Source organism: Leptolyngbya sp. 7M, from assembly GCF_018128485.1.
The window spans coordinates 384,746-401,951 of the sequence record NZ_CP070897.1; the positions used below are offsets into that span (position 1 = coordinate 384,746).

Sequence of the window (17,206 nt, forward strand, 5' to 3'; positions counted from 1 at the left end):
TACATTTCGATTCTTAGGTATATTCTCTTATGATGTTCTCGATTAGTTTACTGGCTTAACTTTGCTCAGCGATGAAAGAATGCCCGAAATGTGAAGCGTGCTATCCTGATGAGATCCCGGTATGTCCACAGGATGACACGCCGACGCGATTTTCGCTTCCCGGCCCACAACTTCTTGAAAGTCGCTATCTACTCCTTCGACGGCTCGGCAAGGGGGCGATGGGACAGGTCTATCTTGCAAACGACAATAAGTTTGCGGCGCGAAAGGTCGCAGTAAAGACGGTTCGCCAAGATATTCTGTCAAGCGACGATCTTCAAGAAGGCGAAGCGATAGCTCGTTTTGAACGAGAAGCCCAGGCGGCGGCATCTATACAGCACCCGAATACAGTGAGCGTAACGGATTTCGGAGAATCCGGCGACGGTGTGTTTTATCTAGTGATGGAGTTTGTTGAAGGGGAAACGCTCCACCGTTTGTTGCGTCGGGAAGGTACTCTGCCGGTAAAGCGTGCAGTCAGGTTATTGAGGCAGATCGCTGATGGTGTTGATGCCGCACATGAGATCGGTATTTTACATCGTGACTTGAAACCCGCAAATATCTTTATTTTACAGAAAGGCAAGGGCGACGGTTTCATAAAAGTAGGTGATTTTGGTCTTGCGAAGATCGTTAACCAGACCGTAACGGATTTTAGTTCCAATGCGACACCGTCGTCACGGGGCATCATCGGGACGCCGGAGTTCATGTCGCCTGAGCAGATGCAGCCGGAGGTCGGTGTCGATGTTAGGGCTGACATTTATGCGCTTAGCACGATCGCATATCTGATGCTGGCTGGTAAAACGCCATTTAGCGGAGACATGATGCAGCTTGTTATGCAAAAAATAATGCACAAGCCGCCGCCGCTTTCAACTATAAGATCAGACATTCCTTCCAGCATCGAACAAGTGATAATGCGATCTCTTGAGATCGAACCTTCAGCCCGACATTCGAACGTGATCGAATGGATCGAGGACCTTGAAGAAGCTGCAAGGAATTACGACGAGAACAAAAGCAGCCGTCATTCGCGACTGATAATAATGGCGCCGGCAGGTGCAGAGGTTTATATAAATGACGAACGCAAAGGCAGCATAGGTCGGTCGGGGCGTGTTGTGCTTAACGATGTTCCCGCGGGGCAACATATCCTGCGCGTCTCCAAACAGGGCGAACGTGACGATGAGCGCGTTATCCACATTCGTGAAGGTGCCGATGAACAGGTGATCCAGGCCCAGCTCCGTGCCGAACGCGAAGCTTCCAGTCAACCCTCACCTTCTCAAGGCACCGGAAGCAGCGGACACAGGTCAAGTCTGATGCCTGGGATCGTTGCTTGCACAAACTGCAATTCCCGGTTCGCGGAAGGTGCAAAATTTTGCGGAAGGTGCGGCAATCGATCGTTTGTTTTGATAACGCCTGGAGATGTCCCAAACACATTTCCATGTCCGCGATGCGCGGCACCGCTTGCGATGAATGCGCGATTCTGTGGTCGTTGCGGGCTTAGCATCTCGCCCGGAACCGCAACGCTTCATGCGACATCACCACCCAGCAATCCGACGGTACCTCCGCAAGCGGAGCGGATCTGCCGACGTTGCGGCATGAGTTTTCCCCCGCACATCAAGTTCTGTGGTCGATGCGGTGGCTCAATGGCATAGATGTTTGATTCTGAAGTGCCTTTTTATTTTGAACTGCTTCAAATGGAATTCCGTAAATACCATCGTGGACGAAAAATCGGTATAATGTCCTGTCTTTTAGATCCTGATGATTGGATGTCTTTTAGAATCAGATGAAAATCTGTCCAACTTGCAAAAAATCCTATCCTGATGATGGTCTTAACTTTTGTCTAGACGATGGTTCGGTGCTAACGCTAGCAAGCTCCGACCTGCCGGAGACGGTGATGATGCAAAATCCTCTGCCGACGTCACCGGCAGTTTCGACCACACAGCCAACCTCACCCGCGGTCTCGCCACAGGGATGGAACAGTCCACCGGTGCAGTTCAGTATGCAGCCTGGGCGTAAGAAGTCGGGGACCTGGGCTTGGGTTCTGGGATTATTGGGCTTGGGGATCCAATGCTTTTTCTAGGGCCCACAGGTTCAGGAAAAACTCGTGTTGTGGAGGCCGCCACAGAGGTTCTTTTTAACGACCCACATGCCGTTGTCAAGATCGATTGTGCCGAATTTCAACATTCTCATGAGATCGCAAAGTTGATAGGTTCGCCGCCCGGATATCTCGGACATCGCGAAACATCGCCTATGCTGACCCAGGAGAATTTGGACAAGGCTCATACGGAAGATACAAAGCTAACTTTCGTTCTGTTCGATGAGATCGAGAAGGCCTCAGATTCGCTCTGGCAGTTGCTTCTTGGAATTCTTGATAAGGCAACCCTTACGCTGGGCGATAACAGACGTGTCGATTTCTCGAATACGATCGTGATAATGACGTCCAATCTCGGTGCCCGAGAGATGTCTGACATGATCTCAGGCGGTATCGGCTTCGCACCTGCAAAACAGGGGAAACCCCAGGAAGATACAGAGATCGACACGAAGATCTATCGTACGGCACTCGAAGCTGCCAAGCGGAAATTCTCCCCGGAGTTTATGAACCGGATCGATAAGGTGGTCGTCTTTCGAAGCCTTAAGGAACACCACCTAAGAAAGATCTTGGACATAGAACTGCGAGCTGTTCAGGACCGAATCACTGATTCTGCCGGGACCAAGTTCGTCTTTGAATGCTCAGATGAAGCGAAGGAATTTTTGCTCGGAGAGGGCATCGATCTGAAATATGGTGCTCGCCATCTAAAGCGAGCGATCGAGCGTTTTCTTGTTTACCCGCTCTCAAATCTTGTCGCGACACAGCAGATCGAAACCGGTGATTTTGTTGCGGTCGGTTTTGAGGCTGAGAGTTCGAAGCTGACCTTTACAAAGCACTCGGGCAAGATGATATTGAGCGAGAATGAGCCGGAGACTATCCCAAGCGAACCATTGGTCAAATCGGATGCCGCCGGAATGCCGCTTCCTCAGGCCTCGGCTGTTCCACAGATGAGCAGGTCAAAGGGCGAAAGTGACGAATCTTGAAACGGGACTATTGTACTTCCGTGATGTCTGAAAAAGGGCCGCGATGGCCCTTTCCCATTATTTAGATCACAGCAAAGTGGTTTAGATCAACTACGACGAAGCTCCCGTTAACCATCTGCGTTCCGGCCGTCTTCTATTATCAATCGAACAAATTCATTCTGAGTAAAATCTAATATTTGATCCCTTGCGTGTCGAAAAGCTTCAAGCCTCACATCTTCGTCCCCGGTAGCTTCGGCAGGATCCTCAAAGGAACGATGGATGATCTTCGCTGCTCCGGGGAAATAGGGGCAAGTCTCGCGAGCATTGTCGCACACTGTTAGCACGATATCTATCGGCCGATCTGTGAACTCATCAACAGATTTTGAGCGATGATCGGAAATATCGATCCCGATCTCGGACATTACGCGGATAGCTTCCGGGCGAACGATACTTGGCCGAGTTCCGGCGCTGTGAACTATGAATCGATCGCCATGTTGATCTCTGATCAAGCCCTCCGCCATCTGTGATCTTGCAGAGTTGCCGGTACACAGGACAAGAATGCTTTGTTTAGTCATTTGTTTGGTCTCCGTCTGCGAATATCCATTCCGTAAAAAGTAGGGAGCTGACCATTCCGAGAAGTTGGGCGACAATGAATGGCGGTACACTTTCGGGCGCGATGCCGGCAAATGTGTTTGATAAAGTCCTGGCGATAGTTACCGCAGGGTTTGCAAATGAGGTCGAACTAGTGAACCAGTAAGCAGCAGTTATGTAAAGCGCGACCAAAGCTCCAACCAGGTTGGGATGAAACCTTACACCAAGCCTTATGACCGCTATCAGCCCAAAGGTCGCCACAAACTCCCCCAAAAACTGGCCGCCCCCGGCACGAAGCTTGGATGACATATTCACGATGGGTAATGTGAACATCAGATTTGCGATCATAGTTCCACATATCCCGCCAGATATCTGAGCAGAGATATATGCCGCGCCGGTTGAAGGGGCTAGTCGGCGTCTGATCATATCTGCTATAGTTACCGCCGGATTGAAGTGGGCGTTTGATATATTACTAAAGCCATATATGAGCACGAAAAGCCCCGCGCCGGTCGCGATCGAATTTCCAAGAAGGGCGACGGCATCATTGCCCGCGGACAATCGCTCAGCCATGATGCCGGAGCCCACTACAATAGCTACCAAACCCAGCGTTCCGATGAACTCTGATGCGAGTTTACGTGTTAAGGTCATGGTCTATTGGGTACAGCAAGAAGTTCGGCAGCCCACAAGGCGTCCGATCGTTTCGCATCTCGCGACATCTGCAAACCGTTTATTCAGGAGAGCTGCATGAAGAACTCCTACCAATAAGCTTCCCACCATTACCTTTATCGCGATCATTTCACCCATCGCCCCGTATGCCGGAAGCGGTGCCGAAGCAGAGAGGCTCCAGGCATATAGCGGTTTCGAAGCGAACATAAATGCAAACGATGCGACTTTCAGTATCGTTGTTGTAACGTGGAGAGAGTATTCGCCTGTAGTCAGTCCGCCGAGCGACGCACGGCTGGAGTTTTCTGAAAAGACGTCAAGCATTTCTATTCCGAGGGCCGCAATAACAAGAAAGAGAGCCACCCAAAGTCCGATTCCGCCAAGATTCTGGTAATAGAGAAAGTAGCCTATCGGCACCATCAAAAAAGCGAATGCCATATGCAGCTTGTGCTCATAGCGCGATTCGGGACGAGTATGAAGTTTGTACTTCCAAAGGTGGTAATAAAAAAGATCTACCGAACCGACGATCATAAACAGATTCAAGAATACGAATCCAAGCGTTACCAGATGTTCCATTTGTAGAATTGCCTCCGTTAATTTAATGCATTATATACGTCTTGCCAAATATCATTTATTGCCTCGATGCCGACCGAGATACGCAAAAGACCGTCCGAAATTCCTGCACGTGCCCGCTCGTCTGGCGACAGAGATGCGTGGGTCATAAGAGCTACAGGCTGCACAAGTGTTTCAACACCGCCCAGCGATGTTGCAAAGGTACAGACCTTTAGCTTGTTTACAAAATTCTTGGCGGCTTCGGCCGATCCGAGATCAGCGCCTAGGATCCCACCGAAACCGTGCATTTGCGTTTTAGCTGTGTGGTGATGCGGATGATGTTCGAGTCCGGGATAATAAACCCCTTTAACCTTCGGATGCTCGGCGATTGATCCTGCCAACTCAAGAGCGTTAGAGTTGTGGCGTTCCATCCGCAATGCCAGGGTCTTAATACCACGGAGCACTAGCCACGCAACCTGTGGAGCAATGTTTCCGCCGTAGTACTTCGCTGCGCTATGACGGGCTTTCTCGATAAGTCCCTGGTTCCCAACGATGACTCCGGCTGTGAGGTCGCTGTGCCCACCAAGATATTTTGTCGCACTGTGAATCACCAGGTCGGCACCTAGTTCCAACGGCTGCTGATTGTATGGTGTTGCAAAGGTGTTATCTACAACAGTAGCAACTCCGGCGGCCTTCGCGATCGATGCGACGGCGGCGATGTCCGTAATGTTGACAAGCGGGTTGGAGGGAGTTTCGATCCATAGCAGCTTTGTATTTGAGCGAATAGCGGCAGCATAATTCTCAGCATTCGTCGCATCTACGTAAGAAGTCTCGATTCCGAATCGTTCTTTAATGTGATTCAAAAAGTTCGTCGTTGTTGAGTACATTGATGCCGGAGCGACGATATGATCGCCGGCTGCAGCTAAGGTGAATGTCGCGGCAGAGATCGCCGCCATCCCGGAAGCGAGAGCCAAAGCAGACTCTCCGTTCTCGAGCTTGGCCATTGCGCGCTCAAGTACATCAACTGTTGGATTGCCGAGCCGCCCATAGAAATAGCCGGGCTTTTCATAATTATGGATCGCGATACCCTCATCGGCATCATTAAAGGCGAAGACCGATGCTGGATAGATTGGCACGGAAACCGCTCCGAAATGCTTATCTCGGTCTTCGCCAGCGTGAACTGACGTGGTCAGAAAGGAATATTTGCTCATTGAGTCTCCGATCAGCAACAAGGTTTGTTTGTAGCTGCAATGGTAGTAGCCTTTTGACCCGGTGTGCAACAGGCTTCGGTTGAAAGCTCCGAGTGTTCAACCTTTGAGCCGCACGCACAGGCCTCATCCGTCGGTTCCGTATTCTCAAGAACAACGAAGGCCTCCCATTCATTTCCGTCAGGATCACGGGCCCACGTCTTATCCTGAAGGGCATAACAGCAATCGACCTTCATCTCATCGACGGTCATCAATCCCGCAGCGATCCAGCGTTCACGGATCTTGAGTACATCTTCCGTCGTTGCTACTTGCAGTCCAAGATGCGAAAGCGAACCGCCCTTTGTATAGGGCAGTTCGTTAAGCACAAAATTGATCGGCGGCTCGGCGAGATCGAACTTCGCGTAACCCATTCGTGGTTTTGTATTCTCTTCATCAGCGGCTTTGCTTTCAATGAACTTCATTGGTTCCACCCCAAAGAGCTTTGAATAAAAATCAACGCTTTCACTGATATTTTTGACGTTGATAGATATATGCGGTTTAAGGTATGTGACTTTATTTTCAGGCATTGCTTGACTCTCCATTTATATAATCATATATGCTTTTACATATATGTTAAAGCGAATATATACCCTGCTGGGTACAATGTCAAGCAAAAATTTTCATAATATGCTATCATTCGAATATGAACCAAGTTGCTGTTTTGTACAAAATGGAACAATTCTTTATGGCACTTGCAGATAAGACGCGACTTAGGTTATTGAACCTTATGCGTTCAAATGAGGTTTGCGTGTGCTTTTTTACAGAGGTCTTGGGCGAAAGCCAACCGAAGATATCAAGGCATCTCGCATACCTTCGCAATGCGGGCCTCGTTCAGGCTCGGCGCGATGGGAAATGGATGCACTACAGTATTGTTTGGCCGGAGGACAAAGGAGAACGCAGAACAATGGAGGCTGCTTTGGATTGGTTGGCAAATAAGGAAGAACTTCGATTAGACCTCGCGAAATATGAGACCGTTTGCTGCACACCTGAACTTCTTATACAGATCGCGCGTACCCCGATAGATTTTGTTGGCCCCTCGACTGTCGGTACAGTGGATAAATCGACCACCAAGGAAGTTGTCGAGTACCCGTTACCTAACAGATCGAATGACGAGCTTAAGCTTGTACGAAGGCAAGAAACCGCACCTCATGTTCCGTCACATAATGAACTAGAGGAATTCCTTCTTTGAAGGTCATTCTCGTACGGACAGTGACGGCAGCCGTTGCCGCAACAATACCCACGTTCCAACAGAAATCTTTCAGTGAGAACCATCAGGTCGTTCTCAAAGTAGAAATGGACGCCCTCTTCAAATTTACGATTCGTGTCCGGCGGAGCTTCAGGTTCGTTCATAATACCCAAGAAATTCTTTGTTACCTTTAGCGCCAAGGATCGGAGACTCGGTTACGCCGAGAGGTCTAATTTCAAACTTATTTGCAAACTCGCTGATCTTTCGGATCACGCGCTCATGCTTTTCTGGTTCCTTAACAATGCCGCCTTTGCCGACCTCACCTCTCCCAACCTCGAATTGAGGCTTGATGAGTATTACCAGCTTGCCACCGGGAACAAGAAGTTCAACGAGTGAAGGTATGATCTTGGTTACTGATATGAACGAAACGTCCATCACGGCAAGATCGAACAATGTGTCAAAGTCACTTGGTTGAAGACTGCGGGCATTTACGTTTTCACGCACTTCAACTCTCTCATCACTGCGGAGCTTCCATGCAAGTTGATTGGTTCCAACGTCGATGGCGACGATCCGCGTCGCGCCATGCTGGAGAAGGCAATCCGTAAAGCCGCCAGTTGATGAACCGATATCGATACAGGTCTTTCTGGAAACCTCGATACTGAATGTACGGAGCGCATGCTCCAATTTCAACCCGCCGCGGCTGACATAACGGGATTCAGGCGTATCTCCCTTGATACGTATTACCGATCCTGAAGGGCAAAGCTCTGAGGGCTTTTCGATCCTGGTTTCATTGACCAACACAAGGCCGGCCATTATCATTGCCTGTGCTCGTGTGCGAGATTCTGCGAATCCGCGGTCAACGAGTAGTTTGTCTATCCTTTCTTTGTTTGAAGCTGTCTTCACAAGCGGCGTTCTAAGCAACTATCATTAAAGATATTCAGTATAATATTTGTTCAAGTTAAGTATTTCTAATAAGGATTGTGCTGCCCCCCGCCATTGCTGTGGTGTTATTCTACGATCGAGTAACAAATAAGGTGGCGTAAAAGGCAATGACATCAAAACCAAATCTCAGCCTGTTCAAAAGATACGCATTATTTGTTCTCATATACAACCTTCTCGTGATTCTTTGGGGCGTTTTTCTTCGCGCATCGAAATCCGGAGACGGATGTGGACAATACTGGCTGACGTGTCATGGCGAAGTTATACCTTCTGCGCCCGAATTCAAGACGGTTATCGAATTCACACATCGTGTTTCAACTGCGATCGATGGTCTCCTGATGCTGGTTCTGCTGGTCTGGGCAGTCCGAATTTGGATGCGGCTCAGAGACAGACAGGCGCGACAGGTACTTTTCGCAACGGTTGGCTCCGTATTCTTTGTACTTACAGAAGCTGCTGTCGGTGCGGGTTTGGTGCTGACCGGAAACACGGCTGAGGCGATCACTGATACACGGGCTTATTGGGCGATCGGGCATTTGATCAATACGTTCATTCTGCTCACTTTCCTAACACTTAATGTTTGGTTCGCATCCGGTGAGAGAAAACTCTCATTCTTCTCAGAGCGAAAGGCTATTGTGTTGATTGCTATTGCGGTGATCGGTCTGTTGCTGGTCGGCTCAAGCGGGGCACTTGCGGCTCTTAGTAATATACTATTTCCTTCGGAATCTATCGCGGAGGGGCTTGCAAAGGATCTTTCAGCGGCATCCCATATCATTCTTCGTTTACGGATAAGCCATCCTCTACTTTCCGTGTTCGTTTCTGTTTATATTTTGTTTCTGGCAGGGTGGCTGGCTAGGCTTAGATCAGGAACTGGCCCAGTTGCGTATTGGTCAAGGATACTTTCGGTATTGATCTTTGTCCAAGTTGCATTCGGTGCGGCAACACTCTTGATGTTAGGTCCGATCGTGATGCAACTTGGCCACTTGCTGCTTGCAGATGCGGTCTGGATAGTTTTTGTGCTCTTGAGCGCGAACTATTTTGATAAGACCGAAAAGTTAGATAACTGATCGCTAATTGGTGGTTGTAAATAGAGAATTCCCTCGTTCCACTAGTGAGTCAAGCGATCGTTGCAGTTCGTCACGTTTGGCTTCTATCTCAGCATCATCCGCGTTTGGATCAACGTATATCAGCTCGCCAACCAACAATGCGACACGAGTGAAAGGCATTGGGATCTGAAGGCGATCCCAGCTGCCCAACATAAAATAACGGTGCGGCTGAAGTATAAATGGCAATATCGGTGAGGCGGTCTTTTTAGCGAGTAGAATGGGGCCTGATTTTGCTACATAGCGCGGGCCTTTTGGGCCATCGACGGTAAAAGCAGCGGTATATCCGGCACGGACCGCACGGATCATACCAACAAGTCCCTGAACCGCTCCGCGAGTAGATGAACCCTTTATCACGCCGAAGCCGAACCGCTGTATGCATCGGGCCGTATACTCACTATCACGGCTTGTTGATGAAAGGACGAGGATATTCCGGTTTCGAAAATAGTAAGTTCCGGTGACAATTCTGTCATGCCAGAAAACAAGGATCGGCTTAATCCTTTGATCTTCCAAATCTTCAATGATCTTTCGTTCATCATCTATGAATCGTAGCGTAAGACCAATAACTCTAAGAAAAAACGCAAAGATGAATCCCGCGGCGCGAATGATCAGTCGCTCTTTGAACGTGAAGCGTTCGAGCGAGTGAAATTGAAAGGCGTCTTCAAATCGATCAGCCACAGATAGAAAAGAAGTAGCAACTTGGGGTATTATTTGCAACAGGAACGGGGTGAAATTCGTTAATCTTGGTACTCCCGCTGCTACATGGAAAGAAAGATACTGATCATCGACGACCATGATGACCTGGCAAGTTCGCTGGAAGAGGTTTTCGTGGCCAGTGGGCACGCTGTCGAGATTCTCGAAAGCAGAGATGAAGCGATCCTGCGTGATGATATTGAATCCTTCGACCTGGTTATAACCGACCTAGATGTCAATCACTTTGCCCCGGTGCCTGCCCTTGAGGGGAATGGGGCGACCTGCTTGCCGACGATCAGCGCCGAGATAAAGGCCGATCACATAAAGGCGTTCAAAATATGTGCCGCGAATTTCCGGCGCGACGGGTTTGACGAGGAGGAGCTTCGCGAGCTATTCGCGACCATACTGGATTACAAACTTCGCTACGTTGATACTGAAAAGGCGGTTAAAGGGCTTCACGAGTTCATAGAGTTTGAGCTGCCGAGCGCGATCTCGCCGATGCACGTCGTTCTTGAATATTTGATCAAAAGAGTCGAGCGGCTCGGTGTTATCAAACCTGAGCGTTCGAATCTCTTTATCGCCCTAGACGAGGCATTTGTGAATGCCGTAAAACACGGAAATAAATTCGATACTCAGAAATTGGTCCGGATTACTTCGGAGGTCTCGGATAAAGAGGCTCGTTTCACGATCGAAGACGAAGGCGAAGGATTTGACGTAAATAGCATTCCTGACCCGCTCGACCCAGAGAACCTTTTCAAAACAAGCGGGCGCGGCGTTCTTTTTATTTACAACATAATGGATGAGGTCGCCTACAACGAACGCGGGAACCGGCTGACCATGGTCAAAAAAAGCGAGCCCGATCTTACACAATAGTTCATTTAACATTATTCTCTAACTTAGATCAGACCACCCCAAACCAGGATTTATTGCCTAATTAACTGGCAGACTTGATCAGCAGGGCTGTTCATTGCAAGATTTTTTCTGACGTTTCCAATATACTTTTCCTATGCGTGTAACGATCGGACAGATCAATACGACCAACGGCGATATTGATGGAAACGTTGCGAAGATCCTTGCGGCTATCGAGCGTGCGAGGTCTGATGCTTCTGATCTGATAGTTTTTCCGGAAGTTTGTATACACGGCTATACATCTCAGGATTGGTTTCAGGACCGCGACATCATCAACTCGGCGCTCGAACCTCTTGAGAGCCTCATTCCCGCAACCGAAGGGATCACCGCTGTTATCGGAACCATCAGACCGAACGAGGATTCGGACGGAAAGCGGCTATTCAATTCTGCGGCTGTTATTTCAGATGGATCTCTCGTCGGCTTTGTCGATAAAACACTTCTGCCGGAGTATGACGTTTTTGATGATCCGCGCTACTTTGAGCCTGAATCTCAACCAAACGGGATAGTAGAAATAACTTGCCGAGACGGTAAGAAACACAAGCTCGGGATAGTGGTCTGCGAGGATTTCTGGAACGATAAGACATTTTGGCGTGAACGGCTTTACGAGAAAGATCCCACGGCGATCGTACTAGAAAGAGGTGCAGAACTGATCGTTGCCATAAACGCCTCTCCATTCAACAAAGGCAAGATCGCGCTAAGGTGTGAGATGGTCTCGCACCGCGCTAAGCATGAGCGAACACCTATAGTATTTGTGAATCTTGTCGGAGGTAATGACGGGATCATATTTGACGGAGCAAGCCTTGTTGCTGACGAAGAAGGCGATATCATTTTGCAGGCTCCGGCATTTGAAGAATTCGTAGAAACGGTCGAACTCGACAGCCGCAAGCCTGATGCCCGCGGGATCTCTGGCGATGAGACACAATCTGTCAGGGACGCGCTCGTACTTGGCATTCGCGACTATGCGGCGAAGAACAATTTTAGAAAGGCGGTACTCGGACTTAGCGGTGGTATCGATTCTGCATTGGTCGCGGCCCTTGCTGCGGAGGCTATCGGTCCGGAAAATCTGCTTTGTGTGATGATGCCGTCACCATTTTCGTCTGCGGGTAGTATCACAGATTCCGAAGAGCTGGTCAGAAATTTGGGCTGCGAAGGCCGGATCGAGCCTATCTCTGATGCTTTTGATGTTCTGCTAAAACAGCTTCGGCTGGACAAGCCAACCCGCGGCGGCGAGTCTCTGGCGGCTGAGAATTTACAATCGCGCATTCGCGGGGTGCTCTTGATGGCTATCTCCAATGCCGAAGGAAGATTATTACTTTCAACCGGCAATAAATCTGAATTGGCTGTCGGATATTGCACACTTTACGGTGATACTAACGGAGGTCTCGCAGTACTGGGTGATGTTCTCAAAACCGAGGTATGGAAGATCGCGCGAGACATCAACCAAACGGCTGGAAGAGAGATCATCCCCAACGCAATAATTACAAAGAAACCATCGGCAGAGCTTGCGCCAAACCAATTTGATGAGGACAGTCTTCCTGCTTATGAATTGTTGGATCCGGTATTACGAATGTATTTTGAGCAAAAGGCATCGCCCGCCGAGATAATTGCTGCAGGTCACGATGCTGAACTTGTTTACGGCATTCTTAACAAGGTCGAACACCCGGCGAACGAATTCAAACGCCGCCAGCTTCCACCTACCTTGATCATCTCAAAAAATGCTATTGGTATTGGAAGGCGACGACCGATAACACATAAATATCGTCGAGTTGCCAAGCGGGATCATTTGAGCGCAAAAGGCTTGTAAAAGGTCAAATTAGTTTCTTACGTAGTAGCCTTCGCGAGCCCTGACATTTCTTCCGGCCGGTTCCTTAAGATCGACCTTCACTTTGACGAACCGGCCATCGGGAAATTCAGCATCAGAATAATACTGGATCAAGTACTGTGCCCGGAGTTCATTCGCGAGCTGCCGAAAAATGCGGTCTAGTATCTCTGCATTTCTTCGCTGATTCGCCTGATTGGCAATGTAATCTTTGGTATCGATCGGCATAAATCGAGGTAAGAATGCGGTGCCTCCGGTCTCCTTTGAAAATACCTGCATATTCTCCTGACCAAAGATCGAGATCTGATTCAATTGATAAGAGCTCCCAGCCGGATTGATCGAATAATGAACGATATCTGCATCTTGGAGCGACCTTAGCACCTTTGTACGCTCCGATTGTTTTGCAGATTCCTGTGCCTGTACAACTATCCGCCCCAATCTTGTCAACTCAGGATCCGCACGATTGTCCACGATCCTGCGCTCAACGTTTCGCTGTGCACGCTGAACTCCTTCACTGAAATTATCCTCGCCGTCTGAGATAGTTACGATAACACGCCTTCGCCCCTCAGGAGAATTGATTCGCAAAAAGCTCGATGCCTCCCGGACCGTGTCATAGAATGCGGTCGCGCCTTTCGTAGGCTTGATCGACATTAGGCTTTCTACCGCTTTATCTGCTGTTTCCCGTCCTGATACAAGTATCGGTTTTTGACCAATGGTGAATATCGTGGCCCGGTCATCCGGTTTCATTATCTCTCGAAGAAACTTCGCGGCAGTTTCCTGTTGGAAGCGAAACATCGCGTCAGTGCTTGCCGATACATCAAACAACAGCGCTATTTCCAGCGGAACCGTCTCTGCATTTCCTACATTCTCAAGTTCCTGGACCTCACCTTCTTCCCGAACGATAAAATCACGTGCCGTCAATCCGATCACGGGCTCACCGTTTCCATCGACTACCGAAACAGGGATCATTATCAAGCGGGATGTAACGCGGATCACTTCTGTATCTTCACTAATGCGTGGAGTTGGCGTTGGGGTTTGGCCGAATGTGTCAGCTGATAAAAGAGCCAAAGCGACAGAAGCAAAGATAAGACATTTTTGAGAGATGTTTCGGGAAATAAGCATAACTATTAACTAAGGATGCGCCACAGCAGAATATGGTTCGCAAAAAGGCGGGTGCCGACTGTGAGCCCCCGCCTCTGATAGTAAGCCCATGCACTTGGCTTATCGCTCATCGGTATCATCATTGTCGCCTTCGACCTGTCGCACCTCTACGTTCTGATTGATGCCTCGGCTGACGAGAAGTTTGACCTCGACCCTCCGATTTGCCTCACGTCCTTCACGCGTACGGTTATCCGCGACCGGATTCAAGACACCATAGCCATACGAAGTACCGATACGGCGAAGCGGAATGTTGTGAGTGGTCACAAGGTAATCGATAACCGCTCTCGCCCTTCGTTCACTCAGAGCTTTGTTTGCCTGAGCGTTACCTTCTGATGAAGCGAATCCTGTCACCTCGATCGTGTAGCCGCGAAGCGAAGCAGCGGTCGCGGCGACCTCGTCTAACGACATTTTTGCCTCCGGTGAAAGAACAGCGCTGTTTACGCGGAAGTTGACCGTCGCCGTAGATTGAACGACGTAATCATCAAGTGCAGAGATGCGCTGATTGGTTGCGTTAACACCCGCAACTGCTGCGTCGGCGGTATCCTGTGCGGCCTTAGCTCCACCGCGAGCCGCGTTTGAGATGGCCATCAGCTCATCGATCTGTCCGGATACACGACGCGCATTCTCTTCAGCAGCCGTCAGCCGTTCTTCAGCCGGTGCCACACGAGCCTCAATGCTTTGTGCAGTGAGCAAATTGCTTCTGTCGAATCGGACCTTCGTTGTTGCAAGGCTTCCGGTGCTATCGCCCCGCCCTTCGACCTTTACATTCAGGCCGCGGACAAGCGAGTTAGAGGGATAGCGGTCGCCGCCCCACGGAGAATTATTCTTAATGCTTGCATTCGGAGCGATAACAACACGGGTGTCAACACCAACCGAATCACGAACGATAAAAGAGGTATCGCTTTCTTTGTCCACGATCACGCCTTCGATCGTATATTTTTGACCATTTACCAAATTACGGATCTGCCCTTCTTGGGCGAGAATATTTGCGGCACCGAGTGCAACGGTGACCACGAAGATCGACATTTTCTTTAACATAGCTTTAGCTCCTGACCACAGATCTTTTTAATCTATGGAAACCGAGTTCATAGACGAACTTGCTGGACAAAAAGTTGTAGAACATATTTTCACTAAAGTTTCGATTTCCATCTGCGAAAGACTAAACAAACAGCGTGCCAATCTTACGAAAATCCTCTGAACTTGTTAAACCACAGGAAAATAAAGAGATATGCATTTGACACGTTGCGAACGGTCTTCCTTCAGTCCGTTCGTATTTACTACATTCTGCCGACACAGGATCGGATCTGTTTGAATTTGATACGGCGATAGCAAAATCATGCAAGCTCCTTATTTCGAAGCTTACACGATTCCAATGCGATGAAGCAACAACTATTTACACTGCAAAATCAGTAGTTTCCAAGTATTTCTTAAGGTATGACAGGAACTTTTCAGCATCGGCGCCATCTACGATCCGATGGTCATAGGTCAATGCAAAGTATGCCATTTGTCGGATCGCGATATAATCATCGCCATCCGGGGTGGTTAAAACCTTTGGTCGTTTTTCGATCGTTCCAACGCAAAGAATAGCAACCTGAGGCTGATTGATGATCGGTGTTCCGTAAAGACCTCCAAAGACGCCAGGGTTTGTTATCGTAAATGTCCCGCCTGTAACTTCATCTGGGTTCAGCTTTTTCAAGCGAGCGCGATCGGCAAGGTCGTTTGCGGTGAGAGCAAGACCGGAAAGCGAAAGGGTGTCAGCCCTCCTGATCACCGGGACGATCAAGCCCCAATCAAGGGCTACGGCCATGCCAAGATTGATATCGCCTTTGTAAATGATGTTATCGCCATCAACCTGAGCGTTAACGATGGGGAACTGCCGGATAGCATTGGTCACGCCTTGAAAGATGAAAGGCATAAACGTGAGTTTTGTACCGTATCGTTCCTGAAATGCTTTTTTGTTTGCTTCACGGAATTTGGCGACGTTTGTCATGTCGATCTCGTAAACGCTGGTCACGTGTGCTGACGTATGCTTTGAATAAGTCATATGCTCAGCGATCTTCTTACGCATCACCGACATCTTCTCCACACGGTCACCCGCGGAAGCAATGACAGACGGGGCGGAATATTCTGATCGCTGGGCCGGCTGCGACGAGATGGTCGGAGCTGCCACGCCTTTCTTCAATAGGTCTTCAGGACGAAGTGCCGCACCGGTTTCAATAAAAGAAAGAATGTCCTTTTTGGTGACACGACCGGAAATTCCCGAGCCCGGTATCCGCGTAATGTCGATTCCGTGCTCCTTGGCGATATTTCTTACGAGCGGACTAGATCTGGTGCGTCGCAGCTCATCAACCGAAGCGTTGCCCTTTCCGCCATTTGTTGTGGCAGTAACTGCAACAGGCATCGGAGCTGGAGCGGATCCAGGCTGTGTCAACGAAGGGGATTCAGTTTCTGCACTAACGGCCGGTGGCTTCGATGTCGATGCTGCCCCCTCGGCTCCAACCAGTGCGAGAACGGCCCCTACCTCAACAGTTTCGCCTTCGTTTACGTTGATCGCTAGAAGTTTACCCGCCGCCGGGGATGGCACTTCTGCATCTACCTTATCAGTAGAAATTTCCAGTATCGGTTCGTCTTTTTCAATATCGTCTCCGACTGATTTCAACCATTTTGAGACCGTACCTTCGGTTATTGATTCGCCCATTTGCGGCATCACTACCTCGGTAGCCTCCGGGGAACTAGAAACAGCTTCCCCAGCAGAAGCTGGAGTTGAAGAAACAGCCTCAACATTATCGTAAACTGGAGCCTCCGGCTCTGTAAGGCTCATTGATGTAGGAGCGGGTGTAGGATCAGGGCTTTGAATCTGTGTAGCAGGGGCCGGCGTTACGGCCTCACCCTCGGCTCCGATCATGGCGAGCACGGTGCCGACCTCGACCGTTTCACCTTCCTGATGGCGAATCTCCAGAAGCGTACCGGCCGAGGGCGACGGGACCTCTGCATCGACCTTATCGGTCGATATCTCGAGGATCGGCTCATCCTTTTCGATCTTATCGCCAACAGACTTCAACCATTTCGAAACAGTGCCTTCTGTAATCGATTCGCCCATCTGGGGCATTACTACTTCTACGCTCATAATATCTCCGGAAAAATGCGAATGTTAAAACGATGTCAAAACTCTAGGATACTAGAACTTGCAGGCAAAAAAAAGAATGAGATCGCGGGCTGTACTTATAAAAAGATTGTTTGATAGCCGTACCAACGAAGGGGAGAGACT

18 protein-coding genes are annotated in these 17,206 nt (G+C 49.3%); 7 read left to right on the top strand and 11 right to left on the bottom strand.

Going from position 1 to position 17,206, the window contains the following annotated elements:
* Positions 1-71 precede the first annotated feature (71 nt).
* The 3 genes from JVX88_RS01850 to JVX88_RS01860 all read left to right on the top strand — a co-directional run bounded on the left by JVX88_RS01850 (position 72) and on the right by JVX88_RS01860 (position 3,099).
* Positions 72-1,679: a serine/threonine-protein kinase gene (locus JVX88_RS01850; protein WP_211625205.1), complete on the top strand. Its 1,608-nt coding sequence runs from the start codon at positions 72-74 to the stop codon at positions 1,677-1,679.
* Positions 1,680-1,863: 184 nt separating this feature from the next.
* On the top strand, positions 1,864-2,043 hold the full coding sequence (locus JVX88_RS01855) for a hypothetical protein (RefSeq protein WP_211625207.1): 180 nt from the start codon (positions 1,864-1,866) through the stop codon (positions 2,041-2,043).
* Between the two features lie 51 nt (positions 2,044-2,094).
* Positions 2,095-3,099 carry an AAA family ATPase gene (locus JVX88_RS01860; protein ID WP_211625209.1) on the top strand — a complete coding sequence of 335 codons (1,005 nt, stop codon included), beginning with the start codon at positions 2,095-2,097 and terminating at the stop codon, positions 3,097-3,099.
* A gap of 107 nt (positions 3,100-3,206) precedes the next feature.
* Here the strand turns inward: JVX88_RS01860 and JVX88_RS01865 are convergent, their stop codons facing one another.
* The 5 genes from JVX88_RS01865 to JVX88_RS01885 are packed head-to-tail and all read right to left on the bottom strand — an operon-like array spanning position 3,207 to position 6,658.
* Positions 3,207-3,653 carry an arsenate reductase ArsC gene (locus JVX88_RS01865; RefSeq protein ID WP_211625211.1) on the bottom strand — a complete coding sequence of 149 codons (447 nt, stop codon included), beginning with the start codon at positions 3,651-3,653 and terminating at the stop codon, positions 3,207-3,209.
* Positions 3,646-4,317, bottom strand: coding sequence for an aquaporin (locus tag JVX88_RS01870; RefSeq protein ID WP_211625213.1), 672 nt, complete (start codon positions 4,315-4,317; stop codon positions 3,646-3,648). Before JVX88_RS01870 ends, JVX88_RS01865 begins: the two co-directional genes overlap by 8 nt.
* A 3-nt stretch (positions 4,318-4,320) precedes the next feature.
* Positions 4,321-4,908: a hypothetical protein gene (locus JVX88_RS01875; protein ID WP_211625215.1), complete on the bottom strand. Its 588-nt coding sequence runs from the start codon at positions 4,906-4,908 to the stop codon at positions 4,321-4,323.
* Positions 4,909-4,925: 17 nt separating this feature from the next.
* Entirely contained in the window at positions 4,926-6,095 is a 1,170-nt protein-coding gene (locus JVX88_RS01880; RefSeq protein WP_211625216.1) for a trans-sulfuration enzyme family protein, read from the bottom strand.
* Positions 6,096-6,106: 11 nt separating this feature from the next.
* The gene (locus JVX88_RS01885; protein WP_211625218.1) at positions 6,107-6,658 is read right to left on the bottom strand and encodes an ArsI/CadI family heavy metal resistance metalloenzyme; all 552 of its coding nucleotides are present in this window, start codon (positions 6,656-6,658) and stop codon (positions 6,107-6,109) included.
* A 158-nt stretch (positions 6,659-6,816) separates the two neighbouring features.
* On the opposite strand from JVX88_RS01885, the gene JVX88_RS40370 reads away from it, so the two are divergent.
* A complete protein-coding gene (locus tag JVX88_RS40370) occupies positions 6,817-7,320 on the top strand; it encodes an ArsR/SmtB family transcription factor (protein WP_211625220.1) in 504 nt (167 codons plus the stop codon).
* Here JVX88_RS40370 and JVX88_RS43830 read toward each other — a convergent pair.
* Both JVX88_RS43830 and JVX88_RS01900 read right to left on the bottom strand, forming a co-directional pair.
* The gene (locus JVX88_RS43830; RefSeq protein ID WP_211625221.1) at positions 7,278-7,481 is read right to left on the bottom strand and encodes a DUF5522 domain-containing protein; all 204 of its coding nucleotides are present in this window, start codon (positions 7,479-7,481) and stop codon (positions 7,278-7,280) included. The genes JVX88_RS40370 and JVX88_RS43830 overlap by 43 nt on opposite strands.
* Positions 7,468-8,220: a TlyA family RNA methyltransferase gene (locus tag JVX88_RS01900; protein WP_211625223.1), complete on the bottom strand. Its 753-nt coding sequence runs from the start codon at positions 8,218-8,220 to the stop codon at positions 7,468-7,470. Before JVX88_RS01900 ends, JVX88_RS43830 begins: the two co-directional genes overlap by 14 nt.
* Positions 8,221-8,366: 146 nt before the next feature.
* Between JVX88_RS01900 and JVX88_RS01905 the strand changes: the two genes are divergently transcribed.
* A complete protein-coding gene (locus JVX88_RS01905; RefSeq protein ID WP_211625225.1) occupies positions 8,367-9,320 on the top strand; it encodes a COX15/CtaA family protein in 954 nt (317 codons plus the stop codon).
* A 3-nt stretch (positions 9,321-9,323) separates the two neighbouring features.
* On the opposite strand, the gene JVX88_RS01910 is transcribed toward JVX88_RS01905, so the two are convergent.
* The gene (locus JVX88_RS01910; protein WP_211625227.1) at positions 9,324-10,034 is read right to left on the bottom strand and encodes a lysophospholipid acyltransferase family protein; all 711 of its coding nucleotides are present in this window, start codon (positions 10,032-10,034) and stop codon (positions 9,324-9,326) included.
* An 84-nt stretch (positions 10,035-10,118) separates the two neighbouring features.
* On the opposite strand from JVX88_RS01910, the gene JVX88_RS01915 reads away from it, so the two are divergent.
* Both JVX88_RS01915 and JVX88_RS01920 read left to right on the top strand, forming a co-directional pair.
* Entirely contained in the window at positions 10,119-10,922 is an 804-nt protein-coding gene (locus tag JVX88_RS01915) for an ATP-binding protein (protein WP_211625229.1), read from the top strand.
* A 133-nt stretch (positions 10,923-11,055) separates the two neighbouring features.
* Positions 11,056-12,762: an NAD+ synthase gene (locus tag JVX88_RS01920; protein WP_211625231.1), complete on the top strand. Its 1,707-nt coding sequence runs from the start codon at positions 11,056-11,058 to the stop codon at positions 12,760-12,762.
* 9 nt (positions 12,763-12,771) lie between these two features.
* On the opposite strand, the gene JVX88_RS01925 is transcribed toward JVX88_RS01920, so the two are convergent.
* The 3 genes from JVX88_RS01925 to sucB all read right to left on the bottom strand — a co-directional run bounded on the left by JVX88_RS01925 (position 12,772) and on the right by sucB (position 17,065).
* Positions 12,772-13,845 (bottom strand): VWA domain-containing protein, encoded by a 1,074-nt coding sequence (locus tag JVX88_RS01925; protein WP_211625233.1) that lies wholly within the window; start codon positions 13,843-13,845, stop codon positions 12,772-12,774.
* A 153-nt stretch (positions 13,846-13,998) separates the two neighbouring features.
* Positions 13,999-14,976 (bottom strand): OmpA family protein, encoded by a 978-nt coding sequence (locus JVX88_RS01930; protein ID WP_211625235.1) that lies wholly within the window; start codon positions 14,974-14,976, stop codon positions 13,999-14,001.
* Positions 14,977-15,331: 355 nt separating this feature from the next.
* Positions 15,332-17,065 carry a 2-oxoglutarate dehydrogenase, E2 component, dihydrolipoamide succinyltransferase gene (gene sucB, locus JVX88_RS01935; RefSeq protein WP_211625237.1) on the bottom strand — a complete coding sequence of 578 codons (1,734 nt, stop codon included), beginning with the start codon at positions 17,063-17,065 and terminating at the stop codon, positions 15,332-15,334.
* Between the last annotated feature and the right edge of the window lie 141 nt (positions 17,066-17,206).